Raw genomic sequence first — 20,162 nt, 5'->3', positions numbered from 1 at the left:
GCTGCCGCCGTATCGTCAGGCCACGCGTCCGTAGAAGGCGTCCTCCGGACCGAGGTTCACCACGCCACCCGTCAGCGTGGCGGTGAAGCCCAGCCCGTCGATCGAGGTGACGCTGAGGTGAGGCGGCACCGCGAAGGCGGCTGGCTCTGGATCCAGGTTGAAGACGCAGAGAATGGCCTCGTTCCCGCTCTTGCGCAGGAAGGCCAGCACGTCCCCCTCGCTCTCCAGGAACTCGATCTCGCCGGAGAACAGAGCGGGCTCGCCGCGCCGGAAATGCAGGAAGCGCCTGTAGTGCGCGTGGATCGAGGCGCTGTCGCCCACCTGGACGCTCGGCGCCCGCGCCAGATGATCCTGCGGCACCGGCAGCCAGGGCTTGGCGGTCGAGAACCCGCCGTAGGGCGCGCCCGACTCCCACACCATCGGCGTGCGACATCCGTCGCGGCCCTTGAACTCCGGCCAGAAGCGGATGCCGTAGGGGTCGACCAGGTCCTCGTAGGCGAGATCCGCCTCCGTGAGCCCCAGCTCCTCGCCCTGGTAGAGGCACGCGGAACCGCGGAACGACAGGAGCAGGCTGCCGAGCAGCTTGGCCATGCGGGCGGGGTCGCTGGTCCGGTCGGCAAAGCGCGTGGCATGACGGATCACGTCGTGGTTGGACCACGCCCAGCACGGCCAGCCCGACTGCGCCTTCGTCTCGAAGGTCTCCAGCGTGCCGCGGAAGAAGTCCCGCCCGTAGCCGCTCCCGAGGAAGTCGAAGGTGTAGCACATGTGCAGCTTGTCGCCGCCCGACGTGTAGGCGGCCATGGTGTCGAGCGAGCGGTCTCCGTCGCCCACCTCGCCGACCGCCGTCGTGCCCGGGTATTCGTCGAGCAGCGCTCGGAACTTGACGAGGAAGCCGATGTTCTCCGGCTGGGTCTTGTCGTAGATGTGCTGCTGCCGCCCGTAGGGGTTCACCGCCGGCGCGTCGTTGCCGGTCTGCTCCCGGTCGAGCGGCGGATTGCTCCGGAGCTCCCGGTCGTGGAAGTAGTAGTTCACCGTGTCGAGCCGGAACCCGTCGACGCCCCGCTCCAGCCAGAACCGCACGTCGTCGAGCAGCGCCGCCTGGACCTCCTCGTTGTGGAAGTTGAGATCCGGCTGGGAGGCGAGGAAGTTGTGCAGGTAGTACTGGCAGCGCCGGCTGTCCCACTCCCAGGCCGGTCCGCCGAACACCGACAGCCAGTTGGTCGGCGCCGTGCCGTCCGGCCGCGCGTCCGCCCACACGAACCAGTCGGCCTTCGGGTTGGTCTTGTCCTTCCGGCTTTCCGCGAACCAGGGATGCTGGTCGGACGTGTGCGACAGCACCTGGTCGATCATCACCTTGAGGCCCAGCCGATGCGCCTCGGCGACGAGGTCGTCGAAGTCCTTCAGCGTGCCGAAGATCGGATCGACGTCCCGGTAGTTGGAGACGTCGTAGCCGAAGTCCTTCATCGGCGACGTGAAAAACGGCGACAGCCAGATCGCGTCGACGCCGAGATCCGCGACGTAGCCGAGCCGGCTGGTGATGCCCGGCAGGTCGCCGATTCCGTCGCCGTTGGAGTCCTGGAAGGAGCGCGGATATATCTGATAGATCACCGCCCCCCGCCACCAGGCGGCGTCGGAGGTCAGAGGGGCGGTAAGCGGCGCTGCGAAAGGCTTGTTCATCGGGATCCGGACTGGCTCGAGGGCAGGGGCGTGCGCCCCTTCCATGCAAGATAAGTGCTCAACCCTTAACCGAACCGGCTGTCAGGCCCGAGACGATCTTCCGCTGGAAGATCAGCACAAGCACCACCAGCGGCACGGTCACGATCACCGACGCGGCCATGATGTTGCCCCATGGCACCTCGAACTCCGTCGCACCCGAAAGAAGCGCGATCGCCACCGGCACAGTCCGCGTGTCGTTGTTGGAGACGAACGTCAGCGCGAACAGGAACTCGTTCCACGCGGCGATGAAGGCGAGCAGCCCGGTGGTCACCAGCGCCGGCCACAGCAGCGGCAGGAACACCCGCGTGATGATCACCCACGGGCTCGCCCCGTCGACGATCGCCGCCTCCTCGATCTCAACCGGCAGGTCGCGCATGAAGGTGGTCAGCACCCACACCGTGAAGGGCAGGGTGAAGATCATGTAGGAGAAGATCAGCGCGAACAGGGTGTTGTAGAGCCCCGCCGCGCGGATCATCTCGAACAGCCCGGCAAGCACCGCGATCTGCGGGAACATCGACACCGACAGGATCGTCATCAGCAAGAGCCCGCGGCCACGGAACGGGATCCTCGACAGCGCATAGGCGGCGGTCACCGCCAGGAACAGCGAGATCAGCACCACCGTCGTGGCGACGATCAGCGAGTTCAGAACGTTCCGCATGAACGACCCGCTCGTCAGGACGCTGACGTAGTTGTCGAACCGGAACTGCGTCGGCCAGTAGTTCACCTGGAACAGCGACGTGCCGGATTTGAAGCTCGTCACGATGGCGTAGTAGAACGGGAACACCGCCTGGACGATGATCACCACCACGAGCAGGTAGAACAGGATCTGCTTGACGGTCTTCATGTCAGCCGTTCCCTTCCAGATCCATGCGGCCGAGCTTAATGGTGAGGATCACCATCAGCGCGATCACGACGAAGAGCAGGGTGGAGGCGGCCGAGCCGTAGGCGAACTTGTCGAACTGGAACAGGTTCTCCTGCGCGAACACGGACATGGTGCGTGTCCGATCGTTGTTCGGCGTCAGCACGTATATGAGGTCGAACACCCGCATCGCATCGAGCGCGCGGAAGATCACCGCCACCAGGATGGCGGGCCGGATCAGCGGCAGCGTGATCTTGAAGAACACCTTGACCGGATGCACCCCATCGATCTTGGCCGCCTCGTAGATGTCGCCCGGCACCAGCTGCAGCCCGGCCAGGATCAGAAGCGCCATGAACGGCGTCGTCTTCCACACGTCCACGATCAGCACCGCCACCATCGCCGTGTCCGGCGAGGCGGTCCAGGCGATCGGCGCGGAGATCAGGCCCAGGCGCAGGAACATGTCGTTCAGGATGCCGAACTGGTCGTGCATCATCCACGCCCACATCTTCGCCGAGACGATGGTGGGGATCGCCCACGGAACGAGCACGGCGGCGCGCACCAGGCCGCGTCCCTTGAACTCGGCGTTGAGCACCAGCGCGATGACGAGTCCGAAGAGTGTCTCCAGCGTCACCGAGATCAGCGTGAACCGCACGGTGTTGTAGACCGCCGCCCACCACTGCTCGTCCGCCAGCAGCCCGAAGGCCTCGCCGGTGCCGTCGCCATAGTCCAGCCACTCGTAGTAGTTCAGGATCCCGACCCACTGCGCGCCGGACAGGTTGTTCAGCGTCGCATCGGTGAAGGAGAAGTAGATCGTCTTCAGGAGCGGCCATCCGGCCGCGGCCGCGAGGACGACGAGCATCGGCGCCAGGAACCACCAGGCCGCAAGGATGCGTTGCCGCCCGAGTTCCGAGTGGGGTGAGACCGGTCCTGCCATGGGGTGCTCCGCCAGCGTGCGGGAAGGCCGGCCCGCGCGGGATGGCGCGGACCGGTGGAGTCGGCATGGCCGGCAGCGGGATCATCCGCCGGCGAACGCTCGGGAGGCGGGATCGCCGGACGGCGATCCCGGGAACGGGACTTACCAGCTGCTGCCCTGCAGACGCTTCAGCCGGGCGGCCAGCTTCTTCAGGTTGGTCGCCCCGTCACCGTCGCCGGACAGCGTGTTGTGCACGGCGGTCCAGAACTCGCTGGAGACCTCGTTGTACTTGGTCTTCGTCGGCGCCGACGGCCGCGGCACGGCGTTCTGGAACACTTCCTTCCAGCGCGGGATGATCGGCTGCTTCTCCTGGATCTCCGGATCGTCGTAGAGCGCCTCGATCGTCGGCAGGCGGGAATTCTGCAGCGCACGGTACTTCTGCGCCTCGGCGGAGGCCAGATAGAGCGCCAGCTCGATCGCCGCTTCCTGCTTGGTGGAATACTTGGCCACCGCCAGGTTCCAGCCGCCAAGCGTTGCCGCCGAGCTCTCGCCTTCGGCACCGACCGGCAGGGTCGTCACGTCGAACTTGCCCTTCACGGCGCTGTCGTCGCCGTTGCCGAGCGCGTAGGCGTAGGGCCAGTTGCGCATGAACACGGCGTTGCCGGTCTGCCAGAGGCCGCGCGCATCCTCCTCCTGGTAGGCGAGCACGCCTTCCGGCGCGATCGAACCGACCCAGGTCTTCACCGTGTCGAGCGCCTTGGCGGCCTTCTCGTTGTTCACCGAGATGGTGCCGTCCGCTTCTACGATCTGCCCGCCGCCGAACGACTTGATCCACTCCAGCGCGTTGCAGGTCAGGCCTTCATAGGCATTGGCCTGGAACACGAAGCCCCAGAGCTGGGCGCTGCCGGCTTCGCGCTCCTTGTCCTGGATCTCCTTGGCGGTGGCCGCCATTTCGTCCCAGGTCTTCGGCGGCTGCTTGCCGTACTTCTCCAGCAGATCCTTGCGGTAGTAGAGCGCCGGGGCGTCGGTGAACATCGGCAGAGCGACCAGCTTGCCGTTCACCGTCTGGCTCTCGATGATCGCCGGGAAATGGTCCTTGGCGACGTCCTTGGCCGCCTCGGTCAGGTCCACGAAGTGCTCGGCCAGCTGCGGCGCCCAGATCACGTCGGTGCGGTAGACGTCGATGTCGGCGTTGCCGGCCGACAGCCAAAGCCGGTACTGGCCGAACTGGTCGGTCGTCGATGCCGGCATGTTCACGACCTTGACGGTGTGGCCGGTCTTTTCCGTGAAGATCTTCAGCTGCGCTTCGAGCTCGGCAAGGTCGTTGCCGACGGCGCCTGAGACGAGCGACAGCTCTTCCGCGCGGGCAGCTACGGCGCCGAGCGCCACGCCAGCGGACAACGCAACAGCAACGAGCCGGATGAGGCTCCTGGACCTGGTCATGTGTGTTTCCTCCCTTGGATCCCGAATTCCTGCTCCGGGCCACGCCCGCGCGCTTGACCAGGGTTCGACCCCGGCTCCTCTCAAAGCGCTTTGAGCGATGCTATAAGAGCCCTGAAGACTGCATGTGTCAAGTTGACGCCGTTGGTTTTCAACGCGGTCTATGTCCCCGGGTTCCCGCAGTTCTCTGCGAATGTTGCGGAGGCGGAATGAGACGCTTGGTTTTGCAGCGGTTTCCGATTTATCTTGAGTGGATCGGGGAGCGGGCAACGGACCGCTGCAACGACCGGGCGGGGATGCCCGCCGGGCCGGAGATCGGGGCATGGTGCATCAAAGCGGTTTGAGACGCGATCGTCCATGGCGATGAATTTGAAGGAGCTTTCGGCTCACCTCGGTCTGTCGCAGACCACCGTGAGCCGCGCTCTCAACGGCTATCCGGAGGTGGGCGAGGCGACGCGACTGCGTGTTATGGAAGCGGCGAGCCGCTTCGGATACCGACCGTCGCCCGCCGCGCGCCGCCTGGCCACCGGAACCGCCCATGCGCTCGGCATCGTTTTCCCCGTGGAGCGGAATGTTCTTCTGGATCCGCTTTTCGTGGAGTTCCTCGCCGGGGTCAGCGAAACCGCGGGCCGGAACAACTTCGACATCCTGATTAGCCCCACCACGTCCGAAACCGAGATTGCCACCTACGGTCGCCTGGTTCGCAGCGGCACCGTCGACGCCGTGATCATCTCCAGCCCTGCCGTCGACGATCCGCGCATCGTCCGTATCGGCGCGCTCGGCTTCCCGGCCGTGGTGCATGGCCGGGCGGGCGAGGGGCTCGACGTCGTCTCTCTCGACATCGACAACCGCGGCGCCTTTCTGCAGGCGACCCGCTTTCTCCTGCAGCTCGGCCACCGCCGGATCGCACTCGTCAACGGCGACGAACGCTTCACCTTCGCGGTCGACCGTCGCGCTGGAACGCTCGATGCCTTCGCCGAGGCCGGCAACCAACCGTCGCTCGATCTCTTCTCCGCCGGGCCCATGACCATGGAGAACGGCTACCGTGCAGCGCGCGCCGCGCTGGCCGGGGAGGGGCCTCCCACCGCCTTTCTCTGTGGCAGCATCCTCGTCGCCTTGGGCGTATTGAAGGCGGTCGCCGAGTCTGGCCTGGAGGTGCCGGGCGATATCTCCATCATCGCTCATGACGACGAAATGCCGGCCTTCCGGGCGGATCAGATGATGCCGCCTCTGACCACCACACGCTCCTCGATCCGGGCGGCGGGCGCGCGCGTCGCGGAGATGGCGCTGGCGCAGGTCACGGGCGAGGTGCTGGACCAGCCACACGAGGTCTGGCCGGTCGAACTGATCGTCCGCGCCTCCACGGCGCCCCCGCCGGTCCGGTAATCCGGATCCGTCATCGTCCGTTCGCACTCCATGGATATTTGTGCCATAAGACGCTGCGTTCACCGCCATTCGAACGGCCATGGACAATCTGATCTTTTCCTACGCGGACCCGACGTTTCCTCCCCTGAAGCGGAACCTCATCCGGCTCATCGAGCGGGCGACGGGGCAGCCTGAACTCAAGCGCCTCTACCTGGAGAACCGGAGCAATCCGGTTCCGGGCGAGAGCTTCTTTCAGGCCGCGGTCCGCCGCCTCCAAATCACCGTCGACATCGACGAGGACCGCCTCGCCGGCATTCCCCGCTCCGGCCCGCTGGTCGTCGTCGCCAATCACCCTTTCGGCGTCCTCGACGGCATCGTCATCAGTTGGCTGATCGAGAAGGTCCGCTCGGACTTCCTGGTGCTGACCAACGCCGTTCTGCTGCGCGCGCCGGAGGTGAAGCCCTATCTGCTTCCCGTGGATTTCGCCGAGACCGAGGAGGCGCTCGCCACCAACCTGGCCACTCGCCAGGCGGCCCGCCGCCACCTGGAGGCTGGCGGCTGCATCGTCGTGTTTCCCGCCGGCGGCGTTTCCACCGCGCCCGACCGCCTCGGACGACGCGACGCCATCGACGCCACCTGGCAGCCCTTCACCAGTCAGTTGATCCAGCGCACCCGCGCCACCGTGGTCCCGGTTTTCTTCGCGGGCCAGAACTCGCGAATTTTCCAGATCGCCAGCCACATCCACCAGGCGCTGCGCCTGTCGCTCATCTTCAAGGAGGTGCGCGACCGGATCGGCACCTCGATGCCCGTGGCGATCGGCGATCCGATCCCTTACGCCAGCCTCGCCGATCTCGCCGACCGGCGGGCGCTGATGGACCATCTGCGCGCCTGCACCTACGCCCTCGGCGCCCGCTTCGCCCATCTGCAGAAGCGTGGGGAACGCCGCCGCTCGATCGAGGCGCTGCGAGGCCTGCCGCACGCCCTTCGCCGGAACAGGCAGCGGCGACGCGGCATCCGCTCCTGACCGACTGCGAGGAAATTTGCGCGGGCGGACCTCCGGGCCCGCTGCCAAACACAGCCGGTTCTAGAGAAGGCCATTGCGAGCGAAAATTTTTCTCGATCCGACCCGAAACTCGCGGGGAGCCGCTCTTGTGTAAAACGGCCCGGCGACGCTACTTGTGGCCTCGCCGGGCATGTGCCCGGACCCGTGTCCCCGCTGTCGCTGGGGACGTTGGGGCGGCATGCCAAGGTGACTGCGTTGTCCTCCGATCGACTGACCCACTTGAGACGGCTTGAGGCCGAGTCCATCCACATCATCCGCGAGGTCGCGGCCGAGTTCCGCAACCCGGTGATGCTCTACTCGATCGGCAAGGACTCGTCGGTGATGCTCCACCTGGCGATGAAGGCCTTCTATCCCTCCAAGCCGCCGTTCCCGCTGCTTCACGTCGACACCACGTGGAAGTTCCGCGAGATGATCCGCTTCCGCGACGAGACCGCCCGGCGGCTCGGCCTGGACCTGATCGTCCACACGAACCAGGAGGGCGTCGCCCAGGGGATCACGCCCTTCACCCACGGGTCGTCCGCCTACACCAACGTCATGAAGACCGACGCCCTGAAAGCGGCGCTGACCAAGTACGGTTTCGACGCGGCTTTCGGCGGCGCGCGTCGCGACGAGGAGAAGAGCCGCGCCAAGGAGCGCATCTTCTCCTTCCGCACTGAAACCCATGCCTGGGACCCGAAGAACCAGCGGCCCGAGCTTTGGCGGCTCTACAATGCCCGCGTGAAGCCGGGCGAGAGCATCCGCGTGTTCCCGTTGTCGAACTGGACCGAGCTCGACATCTGGCAGTACATCCTGGCCGAGGACATCCCGATCGTGCCGCTCTACTTCGCCGACTATCGCCCGGTGGTGGAACGCGACGGCATGCTGATCATGGTCGACGACGATCGGATCCCTCTGAAGCCCGGCGAGACGCCCGAGCAGAAGCTGATCCGCTTCCGCACGCTCGGCTGTTACCCGCTGACCGCGGCGGTGGAGAGCCCCGCGACCACGCTGCCGGAAATCGTCCGCGAGATGCTGCTCGCCCGGACCTCCGAGCGGGCCGGCCGGCTGATCGACCACGACGACTCCGCCTCGATGGAGAAGAAGAAGCGGGAAGGGTATTTCTGATGGACGCGCTCGCCACCCTCGACGTCGAAGCCTTCACGGACTACCTCGCCCGCCACGAACGCAAGAGCCTGCTGCGCTTCCTGACCTGCGGTTCGGTGGACGACGGCAAGTCGACCCTGATCGGCCGCCTTCTCTACGACACCAAGCTGCTGTTCGAAGACCAGCTGAAGAGCCTGGAGCGCGACAGCCGGAAGCACGGCACCGTCGGCGAGGACATCGACTTCGCCCTCCTGGTCGACGGCCTGGAGGCCGAGCGCGAACAGGGCATAACCATCGACGTCGCCTACCGATTCTTCGCCACCGACCGGCGCAAGTTCATCGTCGCCGACACCCCGGGCCACGAGCAGTACACCCGCAACATGGCGACAGGGGCCTCCAGCTCAGACCTCGCCGTCATCCTGGTCGACGCCCGGCACGGCATCCTGACCCAGACCCGCCGGCATTCCTTCATCGTCTCGCTGCTCGGCATCCGGCATGTGGTTCTGGCGGTCAACAAGATCGACCTGGTCGATTACTCCCGGGAGGTCTTCGATAGGATCGTCGCGGAATACCGCGAGTTCGCCGCCGGTTTCGGTTTCACCACCTTCCAGCCGATCCCGCTATCCGCCCGCTTCGGCGACAACGTGCTCGACCGCGGACCGAAGCTTGGCTGGTACGAGGGCCCGACGCTGGTCGAGCACCTGGAGACCGTCAACGTCGAGGACGACTTGCTTGGTCGGCCGTTCCGCCTTCCTGTCCAATGGGTTAACCGCCCGAACCTCGACTTCCGCGGCTTTGCCGGAACCATCGCCACGGGCCGGATTCGTCCCGGCGACCGGATCGCGGTGGCCAAGTCCGGCCGGACCTCGACCGTCCGGGCGATCGTAACCTACGACGGGGACAAGGACGAAGCGGTCGCCGGCGAGGCGGTGACGCTGACGCTCAACGACGAGATCGACATTTCGCGCGGCGATGTCCTGACTTCGGCCGAGAGCCGTCCGGAAGTCTCCGACCAGTTCGCTGCCCATCTGATCTGGATGTCGGATGATCAACTGCTTCCCGGCCGCCAATACTCGATCAAGCTCGGCACCAAGACGGTTTCCGGCCAGGTGACGGAGATCAAGCACAAGATCGACGTCAACAGTTTCCAGAAACTCGCCGCAAAAACCCTGTCGCTCAACGAAGTTGCGCAGGTGAACGTCGCGCTGTCCGAGCCGATCGCCTTCGACGCCTATGCCGACAACAAGGACACCGGCGCCTTCATCGTCATCGACCGGCTTTCGAACCTGACCGTCGGCGCCGGGATGGTCGACTTCGGGCTCCGACGCGCCAGCAATATCCATTGGCAAGCGCTCGACGTCACCAAGGAGTCGCGCGCTTCAATGAAAGGCCAGAAGGCTGCAATCGTCTGGTTTACAGGTCTATCCGGTTCCGGCAAGTCGACGATCGCCAATCTCGTCGAGAAAAAGCTGCATTCGCTAGGCCGGCACACCTATATCCTTGATGGCGATAACGTGCGACACGGCCTGAACAAGGATCTGGGCTTCACGGATGCTGACAGGGTCGAGAACATACGGCGCGTCGCGGAAACCGCGAAGCTGTTCGTCGACGCTGGCCTGATCGTTCTGGTCTCCTTCATCTCGCCGTTCCGCTCCGAGCGGCGGCTGGCGCGCGATCTCGTCGGCGAGGGGGAGTTCATCGAGGTCTTCGTGGATACGCCGCTGGAAGTAGCCGAGAGCCGCGATCCGAAGGGGCTCTACAAGAAGGCGCGCGAGGGCAAGATCGCCAATTTCACGGGCATTTCAAGCCCTTACGAAGTGCCGGAGAACCCGGAGATCCGCCTCGACACGACCTCGGCTTCCGCCGAGGAGATGGCCGAACGGATCGTCGCCTACCTGGACTCCAACGACTACGTGATCTGACGGTTCGTCCTGATCGCAGAAAGGCCGCCGGTTCCGGTCGGGATCGGCGGCCTTTTCGCGTCCGCTGTTCGCGAGGGGCGTGACCGCCCGCGCTGGGTGGCGGTATGGTCGCACGACACCGATCGGGGAGGATAGCGTGACAGGGTTCCTGCTGGAGAATGCGACGGTGGTGACCGGCGTTCCGGGCGCCGACGTTATCCCCGACGGGGCCGTTTTTCTCGACGATGGTGTAGTCGTCTCCATCGGGCCGAGGGGTACGCTACGTAGCCCTGATACGGCTACACGCATCGACGCCGGCGGTGGCATCGTCATGCCCGGGCTCGTCAACGCCCACAGCCACGCTGCCGACGGCCTGTTCCGGGGTCTGGTCGAGGACCTGCCGTTGGAGCCTTGGCTGCAGACGGTGTGGAAGGCGGAGGGGGCGATCCTCAACGCCGATACGGTCCGGTTGGGTGCCCGCCTCGGATTGGCGGAGATGCTGCTGTCGGGGATAACCGCGACCCTCGACATGTTCTGGTACCCGTTCTCCACCGCCAAGGCGGCGGAGGAGCTTGGGATCCGGCTGGTCGGGGGTGGGGTGTTCATCGACGGCAAGACCTCCGACGGGTTGGACCACCGGGGACATCTGGCCGAGTCGGAAAAGTTTATCCTCGGCTACCGCGACCACCCGCATATTCATGCCGCGGTGCAGCCCCACGGCACCTACACCGTGGGGCCGTCTTCGCTGAAGGACACGGGCGAGCTCGCCCGGCGGCATGGCGTGCTCTGGGGTACCCACGCGGCCGAAACCGCGTTCGAGCAGGCGACGGTGACGAAGCGCCACGGGCGGTCCGTCATCCGCCATCTCTCGGACCTGGGGCTGCTCGGACCCGACGTGACGCTGGCGCATTGCGTGCACCTGGACGAAGAGGAGATCGCGCTGTTGGCCTCGACCGGAACCAATGTCGCCCACAACCCGGTGTCCAACCTGAAGCTCGGCTCGGGGATCTCCCCTGTGCCCGACATGCTGGCGGCCGGCGTCAACGTGGCGCTCGGCACCGACGGCCCGATCAGCGGCAACGACCTCGACCCTTGGCTCGCCATGCGGCTTGCCGCGATCCTGCACAAGGGCGCCCGCCAGGACGCGACGGCGGTTCCGGCCGAGACGGCCTTTTGGATGGCGACGGCGAACGGCGCCCGGGCGCTGGGGCTGGCCGACCGGATCGGCACTCTGGAGCCGGGAAAGGCGGCCGACCTGATCCTGGTCGACACCGGCGGCGCCCATGCCACGCCGATGTTCGACCCGGTGAACTTCCTGGTCTTCGCCGCCGGCCGCGGCGACGTCCGGGACGTCTTCGTCGGCGGCGAACCGGTGGTTCGGAACCGGCGCCTGGCCCGCGCCGACCTCGCTGCGATCAAGCGCGACGTCGCAGCCCTTGTGCCGGACATCCGGGCATCGATCGGCCGCTGACGCGAACGGAACGACGGTCCGAGTCGTCAGGCGGTGCGGATCTCGCCGAGGAAGCGGGTGACCTCGGTGCGCAGCGCGGCAGTTTCGCCGGTGAGATCCTTGACCGCCGCGAGCACCTTTCGGGAGGCATCCGCCGCATCGCTGGCTGCCTTGGCCACGCCGGTGATGTTGTTGGAGACCTTTTCGGTGCCCTTGGAGGCCTGAACGACGTTTTGCGCGATCTCGCGGGTGGCCGCGTCCTGCTGCTCGACGGACCCGGCGACGGCCCGGGAGATATCGTTGAGCTGCGCGATCACGCCGCTGATCGCCGTGATCGCCGCTACGGACTCGGCGGTCGACGCCTGGATGCCGCTGATCTGCGCCGATATGGTCGACGTCGCCTTGGCGGTCTGATCGGCGAGTTGCTTGACCTCCGCCGCGACGACGGCGAAGCCGCGCCCGGCCTCGCCGGCACGCGCGGCCTCGATGGTGGCGTTGAGCGCCAGCAGATTGGTCTGACCCGCGATGTTGCTGATGAGGTCGATCACGTCGCCGATCCGCTGCGCCGCAGCGGACATGTCCTTGACCTGCGCCGCTGTTCGCTCGGCGTCATGGGCAGCCTTCTCCGCCACGGCGGCGGCCTCGTTCACCTGCCGGCCGATCTCTGCGATCGACGAGGCCAGTTCCTCCGAGGCCGTGGCGACCGTCTGGACATTGGACGAGGCCTCCTCGGACGCCGCGGCGACCGCCGACGACTGGCCGAGCGCCTGTTCGGAGGACATGGACATGCTCTGCGCGGTGGTCGACAGGGTTCCGGCCGCCCGCCCGACGCCGTCGACAACGGTGCCGACCGCCTTCTCGAAATTGGAGGCAAGCGTCGCCAGCATCGCGCGGCGCTCCTCGGCAGCCGCGATGGCATAGGCCTCGGTCAGGATCTCGATGTCCAGGAATGTCGCCTTGCGCAGCACTTCAATTCGGCTCTCCAGAACACCAGAGTCGCTGCGTTTGAACTGGAACGCGCCACGCGGCGCGGAGGCGCTGCGAAGCGTCCGGCAGGCCACGTCGAAGACGGCGTTATGACAGAGGACGATCGCGTGGGCCGGGATCTTGCCTGCCACGAACGCAGCGGAAAAGCGCAGCGCGGATTTCACGAAATCGGTGCCGAAGTCACCGCCCGCGGCGCGCGTCCAGTGCTCGACCCGCGCCTGGTGAATGTCCGGTCGTGAAAGCGACGCGACGATCTCCGGCCATTCGGCGAAATGCTGGCGGCTCTCGACAAGAATCGATTCCAGTTTCTCGCGAAGGATGGGCCGAAGCGCCTGCAGGACGGACAGGTCGGCGGTCGTGAGCTTGAACGCTCGCAATTGTCTGGAGACGTCGATCGAGTGCATGGCGGGTCCAGTTCTTTTCGGCAAGAAAGCCCAGCCCCACGGCATCGCCCGGGTTTCGGTGCGGCGTCGGTTGAGCTTCCGATCATGAGTTGAATGGAAGCTGGTAACCGTAGGATTAAAATAGATCGAAAAACCGCCATGAGAATGGAAGTTTTGCACTGTGCTCTGAGAGGTGTCTCAGGGTCAGTCAAAATGCGTATGCGTTTAACGCTTTTTAAACAGGTGTATCCGGCGCGCAGACCCCGGTCCGGCTGCCCGACCGGTGACGACGGGATTGGACAGGCATTCAGTCGCGGTTCCGGGACGGGGCTATCCGAGCGAAGACCGCATCTTCACTGCCGATGCCGCGAATAAAAAAACGGACCTTCCGCTGATCCAGCCATCGGGGATGCCCGTAGAGCTGCTGTGAAGTAAGTAATCGCATGTCAAGCGGTGGCGATGTCGCCAACTTATATCATAAACAAAAGAATAAGGTGTTAGTAACCATGAAAAATACGGCTGGAATCGACACCTCGGGCTTTGAAGCACTGAAGTTGGCCATGCGCCAGACCTCCGAGACGCTCAAGAATGTAGCCGCTGGTTACGCGGAACTTACCAAGAAGCGTTGAATTCGAATGAAGGGGCGGCCGGTCGGGCCGCCCCATCGCCAGGTCGGCGTCAGACAACAGTTTCGCCGCCGTCGACCACCAGTGTCTGGCCGGTCATGTAGGACGAACGGTCCGAGACAAGGAAGAGGATGGATTCCGCGATCTCCTCCACGCTCGCCCAGCGGCCGAGCGGCACCTTCTCCCGGATGTAGGCTTCGATCGCGGTGCGTCCGCCCATCTGGCGGATGAACGGCTCGTTGAAAGGCGTGTCGACCCAGCCGGGGCAGAGCGCGTTCACACGAATGCCGAACTTCCCGTAGTCGCCGGCCATCTGCCGCGTCATGGCGATCACCGCGTGCTTCGTGGTGGTATAGGCGATCATCTCCCGATCGTAGAAGATCCCCGACGACGACGACGTGTTGAGCATCACGCCGCCGCCCTGCCGCTTCATTGCGGGCGCCACCAAACGGCAGGCGTAGAAGTGGGCGCGGACGTTGAGGTCCCACGACCGGTCGAAGCCCTCCGGCGAGACGTGCTCCAGGTCGCCCTCCACCTGGATGCCCGCGTGGTTGTGCAGGATGTCGATCCGCCCATGGCGAGCGAGAACGCCTTCGACGACCGCCTCCAAAGCCCGGTCGTCGGTGACGTCGACGGCGGCGGCCTCGGCCTTTCCGCCGCTCTCGACGATGTGGCGAACGGTCTCCGCCGCGCCTCCGGCATTGCGGTCGAGCACGGCGACCACGGCGCCTTCGCGGGCAAGGATGAGCGCCCCGGCCCGGCCGATGCCGGAGCCGGCGCCGGTGACGATCGCGATGCGGTCCTTGAGGATCATGGGTCTTGTTCCAGCGTCAGGAGGCTCGCCGCTCGGTAAGGAGCAGCCGGGCGACGGCGATGATGAGGATGGAGGAGACGAGCACCATCGTGGCGATCGCGTTGACCTCGGGCGTGACGCCGCGTCGGATCGAGGCGAAGACGTAGATCGGCAGGGTGGTCTTGGAGCCGGCGACGAAGAAGGCGACGATGAAGTCGTCGAAGGAGAAGGTGAAGGCGAGCAGGAAGCCGGCGGCCACAGCCGGAAAGATCTGCGGCAGCACGATCGAGCGGAAGGTGGTGAAGGGCGTGGCGTAGAGATCGCTGGAGGCCTCGACGATGTCCCGCCCCAGGCTCGCCAGCCGAGCCTTGACGATCATCGTGACGAGAGCGAGCGAAAACAGCCCGTGTGCTGCGATGATGGAGAAGAACCCGAGCCCGGCCTTTGGCGGCGTGTCCCCCGGCCAAAGGAAGGTCAGCACCGGGTTGACGAAGCGGAACACCTCCACGAGCGCCACGAGAGTCGCGATGCCGATCACCACGCCGGGCACGACGATCGCCGCCGCGAACAGGCCGTCGAAGACGGCCCGGGTGCGCGGCCCGAGCCGCTCCAGCCCCAGCGCGGCCATGGTGCCGAACACGGCGGCCGTCCCGGCGCTGGTGAAGGCGATGATCAGGCTGTTGAGCAGCGCCTCGGTGAGGAAGGGGTTGGAGAGCGCCTTGCCGTACCACTGCAGCGAAAAGCCGGTGAACTCGCTCGCATGCCGGCCGGCGTTGAACGAGAACAGCACGACGAGGGCGATCGGCGCGTAGAGGAAGACATAGACGGCGGTGACGAGCGCGCGCATCAGACGAGGTCCACCTGCCGGGTGCCGGCGACGCGATAGGCGAGCCGCATCGCGCCGAGGAGGACGACCACCACGACCAGCACGAGAGTCACCGCGATCGCCGAGCCGAAGGGCCAGTTGCGCGACTGCAGGAAGAGATCGACCAGCGCGTTGCCGATGAAGAACACCTTGCCGCCGCCGAGCAGCTGCGGGATCAGGTACTCGCCGAGGAGGAGGATGGTGACGAGCGCGACGCCGGTCATCACGCCCGGCATGGAAAGTGGCAGCGTCACCCCGAGGAAGGTCGAGACCGGCCTCGCCCCGAGATCCGCGGAGGCTTCCAGCAGCCGCCGGTCGAGCTTCTCCAGGCTGACGTAGATCGGCATGATCATCAGCGGCAGGTAGCCGTAGACGATGCCGACGAGAACGGCGAAGGGCGTGTTGAGAAGGCGGACGTCCTCGATGCCGACGAGCGTCAGGAGGTTCGGGATGCCGCGCGAGCCGAGGATGTACATCCAGGCGTAGGTGCGCACCAGGAGGCTCGTCCAGAACGGCACGACCACGAGCGAGACCAGCAGCAGCCGCCAGCGCGGATCGGCCTTGACCGCGAGGTAGTAGGCGACGGGGTAGGCGACCACGAGGCAGGCGAGCGCTCCGATCGGGGCGAGCACCAGCGTGTTCCAGAAGGCCGCCGCCCGCGCCGGCAGGTTCATGTACTGCGCGAGCGTCAGGGCAGGCTGGTAGCCGCCCTCCGGCGCGCGCTCGCCCAGCGAGAACACCACGATCGCGATGAACGGCAGGACGAGGAAGACGACCAGCCACGCCGCCGCCGGGGCGACGAGCAGCCCGGTGACCGCCCTCCGCTTTCCCGCCGCCGACATCGCCATGGCCGCCTCCCCGTCCCGCGTCTGGTCGTCAGGCCGACTTGAAGCGGGCCATCAGCTCCGCCCGGGCCGGATCGGTCAGCGTCACCGCCGCGCCGAATTCCAGCGGGGTGAGGGCCGCTTCGTCCGGATAGAGAATGGTGTTCTCCAGCATCTCCTTCGGCAGCAGCGCGGCGACGCGGCTGTCGGTGGTCGGCGCGCCGTTGGCGATGTGCTCCTTCACCGCGTTGGCCGGATCCATCAGGTAGTTGAGGAGCGCGTAGCCCGCCGGCTTGTTCGGCGCGTCCTTCGGGATGGCGTAGAAGTCGGTCCAGATCTCGCCGCCCTCCGAGCCTAGCACGTAGGCGATCTCCGGCATGTCGCGGTTGAGCTGGGCGCCGTCGTTGGTCCAGCACATGGTCATCCAGGCGTCGGTCGCCCGCATGGCCGGCTGGTAGTCGGACGAGATCGCGTAAAGGTGCGGCTTCACGCTGATCAGCAGCTCCTCGGCCTTGGCGAGCTCGGCCGGGTCGATCGAGTTGAAGGAGTAGCCGAAGACCTTGAGCGCGCTGCCGATCGTCGTCAGCTGGTAGTCGTGCACCATGACGCGGCCGTCGGCCTCGCCCTTGGCGGCCTCGAAGAAACCCTTCCAGCTGGTGACCGGCGTCTTCAGCTTGCCGGTGTTCACCGCGAACCCGGTGGTGCCCCAGTTCTTCGGCACGGCGTAGACGGTGCCGTCGATGGTGCCTTCCGAGGTGAAGCGGGTGTTCTGGGTGGAGCCGTCGAAGTTGCCGAGCTTGGCCATGTCGAGCGCCTCGATCAGGCCGAGCTTCACGTAGGTGGAGATCGTGTAGTTGGTGGGGACGAACAGGTCCCAGCCCGACGCGCCGGCCTGCAGCTTGGCCAGCATCTCCTCGTTGGAGCCGAACACGTTGACCTCGACCGCGACGCCGGTGGCGGCGGTGAAGGCCTCGAAGGTGGCGGGGTCGTGGTAGTTCGGCCAGGTGGCGATCGACATCTTGGTGCCGAGGTCCTCGGCGGCGAAAGCCGGCCGCGGCAGGATCAGCTCGCGCGAAAGCACGGCCGTGGCGAGCCCCAGGCCGGTGACCCCGAGGAAGTGGCGCCGGCTGACCGATCCGCGCTTCAGGCGCATCAGTTCGTCGAGGAAGGCGCTGGCCGAGATCGGCGCGTTGTCGCGGTATCCCTTTGTCATGGTCCTCATCCCCTGTTGTGGTTGGCGCGGCCGTCAGGCGGACGACCGGGCGGGAAACACCAGTGCGGCACCGGGGTCGAAGGTGAGCGCGACCGCCTCGCCCGGCTCGATCAGGTCGCTCTTGGAAGTGGCGTGGTGGTCGGCGGTGACGAGAAGGTCGCCGACCCCCGGTACGCGCACGGCATACTCGGCCGTCGCGCCGAGGAAGATGCGGTTGGTGACGGTGCCCGTGAGATCGCCGGCCGCCTTGCGCGCCAGCCGGATCGCCTCCGGTCGGATTGCGACCGTCGCCGCGCCGACGCGATCGGACGGCGCCACGGCGACCATGCTGCCGTCGGCGAGTCGTGCCCGCCCCGAGGCCACCACCGAGGCATCGAGGATGTTGGTCTTGCCGACGAAATCGGCGACGAAGAGGTCCGCCGGCCGGTCGTAGATCTCCCGCGGGGTCGCCATCTGCACGATCCGCCCGGCGTTCATCACGCAGACGAGGTCGCTCATGGAGAGCGCCTCCTCCTGGTCGTGGGTGACCAGCACGAAGGTGATGCCCAGGTTGCGCTGCAGCGACTGCAGCTCGATCTGCATGGCGGTCCGCAGCTTCTTGTCGAGCGCGGCGAGCGGCTCGTCGAGGAGCAGCACGGCCGGCCGGTTGACCAGTGCCCGGGCGAGCGCCACCCGCTGCTGCTGGCCGCCGGAGAGCTCGTGGATCCGCCGGCCGCCGAACCCGTCGAGCCGCACCATCTCCAGCGCCTCGGCGACGCGACGGGCGATTTCGCCGGTCTCGATGCGCGGTCGCATCTGCTTGAGGCCGTAGGCGACGTTGGCGCTGACGTCGAGATGGGGGAAGAGGGCGTAGTGCTGGAACACCATGTTGACCGGGCGCCGGTAGGGCGGCACGCCGGTCATCGCCTCGCCGCGGATCAGCACCTCGCCCTCGCTCGGCTGCTCGAACCCGCCGATCATCCTGAGGCACGTGGTCTTGCCGCAGCCCGACGGGCCGAGCAGCGCTACGAAGGCGCCGCGCGGCACGGCGAGGTCGATGCCGGTCACTGCCGTGACCGCGCCGTAGCGCTTCACCACGCGCCGGAATTCGATGTCGTTCGGATGCGTCGCCGTCACGCGCTCGCCCTGCTGTTCCGATGCGGTGGCCGGGCCGGTTCTTTGCGGTCTCCGATGCCACCCCTCTAGCCTTCAGCCTAGTGACGAGCCCAAGCCGCGGTATATACCCCGAGAGGGGTATATTCATCGGAATTGATCTTTGCGAGTGGTAGAGGCGGTGCCTGCCTTCATGCTGTGCAGACGCCAACGACGGAGCCGCCCGAGCGCCCATGGACACGGCAACCCTGTTCCGCACCCTCGGCGAACTGGTCGGCACGCCGCCGACCACCGACGCCGCCTTCGGAGACGCGCTCGCCACGGTGCTCCGCACCCTGGTCGGCTTTGACCACGTGGTGGTGTTCGGCTATCGCGGCGACGCCCGGCCGATCGACCTCTACGACACCTTCACGCCCGCCGAGCACGTGGTCTTCGTGGCGAAGTACCAGGTCGGCCCCTACCTGCTCGATCCCTTCTATCGCGCCGCGCGCGAGCCCAAGCCCGGCTTCTGGCGCATGCGCGACCTCGCCCCCGACCGCTTCTTCTCCAGCGAGTACTTCCGCAGCTACTACGTGGAGACCGGCCTTGCCGAGGAGGTCGGCTTCTTCGTGCCGGTGTCGGACGATGCCGCGGTGGTCTGGTCGCTGATGCGCAAGGAGGCGACCGGCGCTTTCCCCGCCCGCTCGATCGCGCTGCTCCACGCGGTCGAACCCCTGGTCTCCGCCCTGATCCGCACCCGCTGGAAGGATCTCTCGCGCCGCTTCGACCGCGAGGCCGGCGGGGGAAGGGTGGGCCGCCGCTCCCCCGCCTCGCCGGGCTCCGTCTGGCGCGACCTCAACCTGACGGAGCGCGAAGCGGCCGTGGTGGAACTCGTCCTCCAGGGCCACTCCTCCGACAGCATCGCCCGCCGCCTCGAGATCCGCACCGGCACCGTCAAGGTCCACCGCCGCAACGTCTACCGGAAGCTCAACATCACCTCGCAGACGCAGCTGCTCTCGATCTACCTCACGAGGATCGCGGGAGGAGGGTGAGGGGGGCGGGCGACAGCCCGTTCGTCTGAGCCCGTTCCGAGCCCGACTAGCTGTTCCGCTCGTCCTGGCGCCTCGACTGTTTGGCCGCCTTCTCCAGGTTCTCGGCCTTGATCCTCCCTTCCAGAACGCTGAGGCTGCCGGCAGGCGTGGCAGGGTTCGTCGGATCAATCGGCTGCAAGGCGATCAATACCGGGTTCGGCGAATGGTTGAGCGTGGCGCCGCTGACGGCATCGACGCCGACTCCGATGAAGCCGCCGAGGATCACGTTCCCCGCCATTCCCGCCGCGCCCGATCCGGCCATCGTCGAGATCACCGGCACGGTGGCGCTGGTGTACCCCTCCTTGGAAGCTGTCACCGAGAACTCGGTCTTTCGAGGGACCTGGATCTTGCACGGGATGCCGGTGCAGCTGTGGCCGACGGTTGTGGTGATGATGCTGTCCGGGGGATCGACTTCGATCCGCACCTCTTCCGTCGTCCCGCGTGTGATGGTCGCGCAGCCGGCCAGGACTGCACAGAGAAGAGAACTCGATATGAGACGCATGTTTCCCCCGTTGCGGA

18 protein-coding genes are annotated in these 20,162 nt (G+C 66.4%); 7 read left to right on the top strand and 11 right to left on the bottom strand.

Annotated elements, in window-relative coordinates:
* Positions 1-15 precede the first annotated feature (15 nt).
* The 4 genes from bglA to HZ321_RS09315 all read right to left on the bottom strand — a co-directional run bounded on the left by bglA (position 16) and on the right by HZ321_RS09315 (position 4,931).
* Entirely contained in the window at positions 16-1,677 is a 1,662-nt protein-coding gene (gene bglA / locus HZ321_RS09330) for a beta-galactosidase BglA (RefSeq protein WP_181702013.1), read from the bottom strand.
* Between the two features lie 58 nt (positions 1,678-1,735).
* Positions 1,736-2,560, bottom strand: a complete 825-nt coding sequence (locus HZ321_RS09325) for a carbohydrate ABC transporter permease (protein ID WP_181702012.1) — start codon at positions 2,558-2,560, stop codon at positions 1,736-1,738.
* Position 2,561: 1 nt separating this feature from the next.
* The gene (locus tag HZ321_RS09320) at positions 2,562-3,509 is read right to left on the bottom strand and encodes a carbohydrate ABC transporter permease (RefSeq protein WP_181702011.1); all 948 of its coding nucleotides are present in this window, start codon (positions 3,507-3,509) and stop codon (positions 2,562-2,564) included.
* 141 nt (positions 3,510-3,650) lie between these two features.
* On the bottom strand, positions 3,651-4,931 hold the full coding sequence (locus HZ321_RS09315) for an ABC transporter substrate-binding protein (protein ID WP_181702010.1): 1,281 nt from the start codon (positions 4,929-4,931) through the stop codon (positions 3,651-3,653).
* Between the two features lie 354 nt (positions 4,932-5,285).
* Here HZ321_RS09315 and HZ321_RS09310 point away from each other — a divergent pair, with 354 nt between their 5' ends.
* From HZ321_RS09310 to HZ321_RS09290, 5 genes are all read left to right on the top strand, one after another.
* Positions 5,286-6,314: a LacI family DNA-binding transcriptional regulator gene (locus HZ321_RS09310; protein ID WP_342343829.1), complete on the top strand. Its 1,029-nt coding sequence runs from the start codon at positions 5,286-5,288 to the stop codon at positions 6,312-6,314.
* A gap of 79 nt (positions 6,315-6,393) precedes the next feature.
* Positions 6,394-7,317 carry a lysophospholipid acyltransferase family protein gene (locus HZ321_RS09305; protein ID WP_181702009.1) on the top strand — a complete coding sequence of 308 codons (924 nt, stop codon included), beginning with the start codon at positions 6,394-6,396 and terminating at the stop codon, positions 7,315-7,317.
* Positions 7,318-7,551: 234 nt separating this feature from the next.
* Complete coding sequence (cysD, locus tag HZ321_RS09300) at positions 7,552-8,460, top strand: sulfate adenylyltransferase subunit CysD (protein ID WP_181702008.1); 909 nt, start codon at positions 7,552-7,554, stop codon at positions 8,458-8,460.
* Positions 8,460-10,361, top strand: coding sequence for a sulfate adenylyltransferase subunit CysN (gene cysN / locus HZ321_RS09295; protein WP_181702007.1), 1,902 nt, complete (start codon positions 8,460-8,462; stop codon positions 10,359-10,361). The genes cysD and cysN overlap by 1 nt, the downstream gene beginning before the upstream one ends.
* A 136-nt stretch (positions 10,362-10,497) precedes the next feature.
* Positions 10,498-11,811 carry an amidohydrolase gene (locus HZ321_RS09290; RefSeq protein ID WP_342343828.1) on the top strand — a complete coding sequence of 438 codons (1,314 nt, stop codon included), beginning with the start codon at positions 10,498-10,500 and terminating at the stop codon, positions 11,809-11,811.
* 26 nt (positions 11,812-11,837) lie between these two features.
* Here HZ321_RS09290 and HZ321_RS09285 read toward each other — a convergent pair whose 3' ends face one another.
* Positions 11,838-13,181, bottom strand: coding sequence for a globin-coupled sensor protein (locus HZ321_RS09285; protein ID WP_181702006.1), 1,344 nt, complete (start codon positions 13,179-13,181; stop codon positions 11,838-11,840).
* A 422-nt stretch (positions 13,182-13,603) separates the two neighbouring features.
* Between HZ321_RS09285 and HZ321_RS09280 the strand changes: the two genes are divergently transcribed.
* The gene (locus HZ321_RS09280) at positions 13,604-13,789 is read left to right on the top strand and encodes a hypothetical protein (protein WP_181702005.1); all 186 of its coding nucleotides are present in this window, start codon (positions 13,604-13,606) and stop codon (positions 13,787-13,789) included.
* A gap of 49 nt (positions 13,790-13,838) precedes the next feature.
* On the opposite strand, the gene HZ321_RS09275 is transcribed toward HZ321_RS09280, so the two are convergent.
* Genes HZ321_RS09275 through HZ321_RS09255 form a run of 5 tightly spaced genes read right to left on the bottom strand, consistent with a single transcriptional unit; the run spans position 13,839 to position 18,597 of the window.
* Positions 13,839-14,600 carry an SDR family NAD(P)-dependent oxidoreductase gene (locus tag HZ321_RS09275; protein WP_181702004.1) on the bottom strand — a complete coding sequence of 254 codons (762 nt, stop codon included), beginning with the start codon at positions 14,598-14,600 and terminating at the stop codon, positions 13,839-13,841.
* 16 nt (positions 14,601-14,616) lie between these two features.
* Positions 14,617-15,426, bottom strand: a complete 810-nt coding sequence (locus HZ321_RS09270; RefSeq protein ID WP_181702003.1) for an ABC transporter permease — start codon at positions 15,424-15,426, stop codon at positions 14,617-14,619.
* Entirely contained in the window at positions 15,426-16,292 is an 867-nt protein-coding gene (locus HZ321_RS09265) for an ABC transporter permease (protein ID WP_181702002.1), read from the bottom strand. Before HZ321_RS09265 ends, HZ321_RS09270 begins: the two co-directional genes overlap by 1 nt.
* A gap of 28 nt (positions 16,293-16,320) precedes the next feature.
* The gene (locus tag HZ321_RS09260; RefSeq protein WP_181702001.1) at positions 16,321-17,481 is read right to left on the bottom strand and encodes a polyamine ABC transporter substrate-binding protein; all 1,161 of its coding nucleotides are present in this window, start codon (positions 17,479-17,481) and stop codon (positions 16,321-16,323) included.
* A gap of 33 nt (positions 17,482-17,514) precedes the next feature.
* Entirely contained in the window at positions 17,515-18,597 is a 1,083-nt protein-coding gene (locus tag HZ321_RS09255; protein WP_181702000.1) for a polyamine ABC transporter ATP-binding protein, read from the bottom strand.
* A gap of 209 nt (positions 18,598-18,806) precedes the next feature.
* On the opposite strand from HZ321_RS09255, the gene HZ321_RS09250 reads away from it, so the two are divergent.
* Positions 18,807-19,604: a helix-turn-helix transcriptional regulator gene (locus tag HZ321_RS09250; RefSeq protein ID WP_181701999.1), complete on the top strand. Its 798-nt coding sequence runs from the start codon at positions 18,807-18,809 to the stop codon at positions 19,602-19,604.
* A gap of 46 nt (positions 19,605-19,650) precedes the next feature.
* Here the strand turns inward: HZ321_RS09250 and HZ321_RS09245 are convergent, their stop codons facing one another.
* Entirely contained in the window at positions 19,651-20,067 is a 417-nt protein-coding gene (locus HZ321_RS09245; protein WP_206682760.1) for a translation initiation factor 2, read from the bottom strand.
* Between the last annotated feature and the right edge of the window lie 95 nt (positions 20,068-20,162).

This window comes from Chthonobacter albigriseus (genome assembly GCF_013839445.1).
GTDB classification, from domain to species: Bacteria; Pseudomonadota; Alphaproteobacteria; order Rhizobiales; family Pleomorphomonadaceae; genus Chthonobacter; species Chthonobacter albigriseus.
This window is presented reverse-complemented; position numbering and strand designations above follow the sequence as displayed.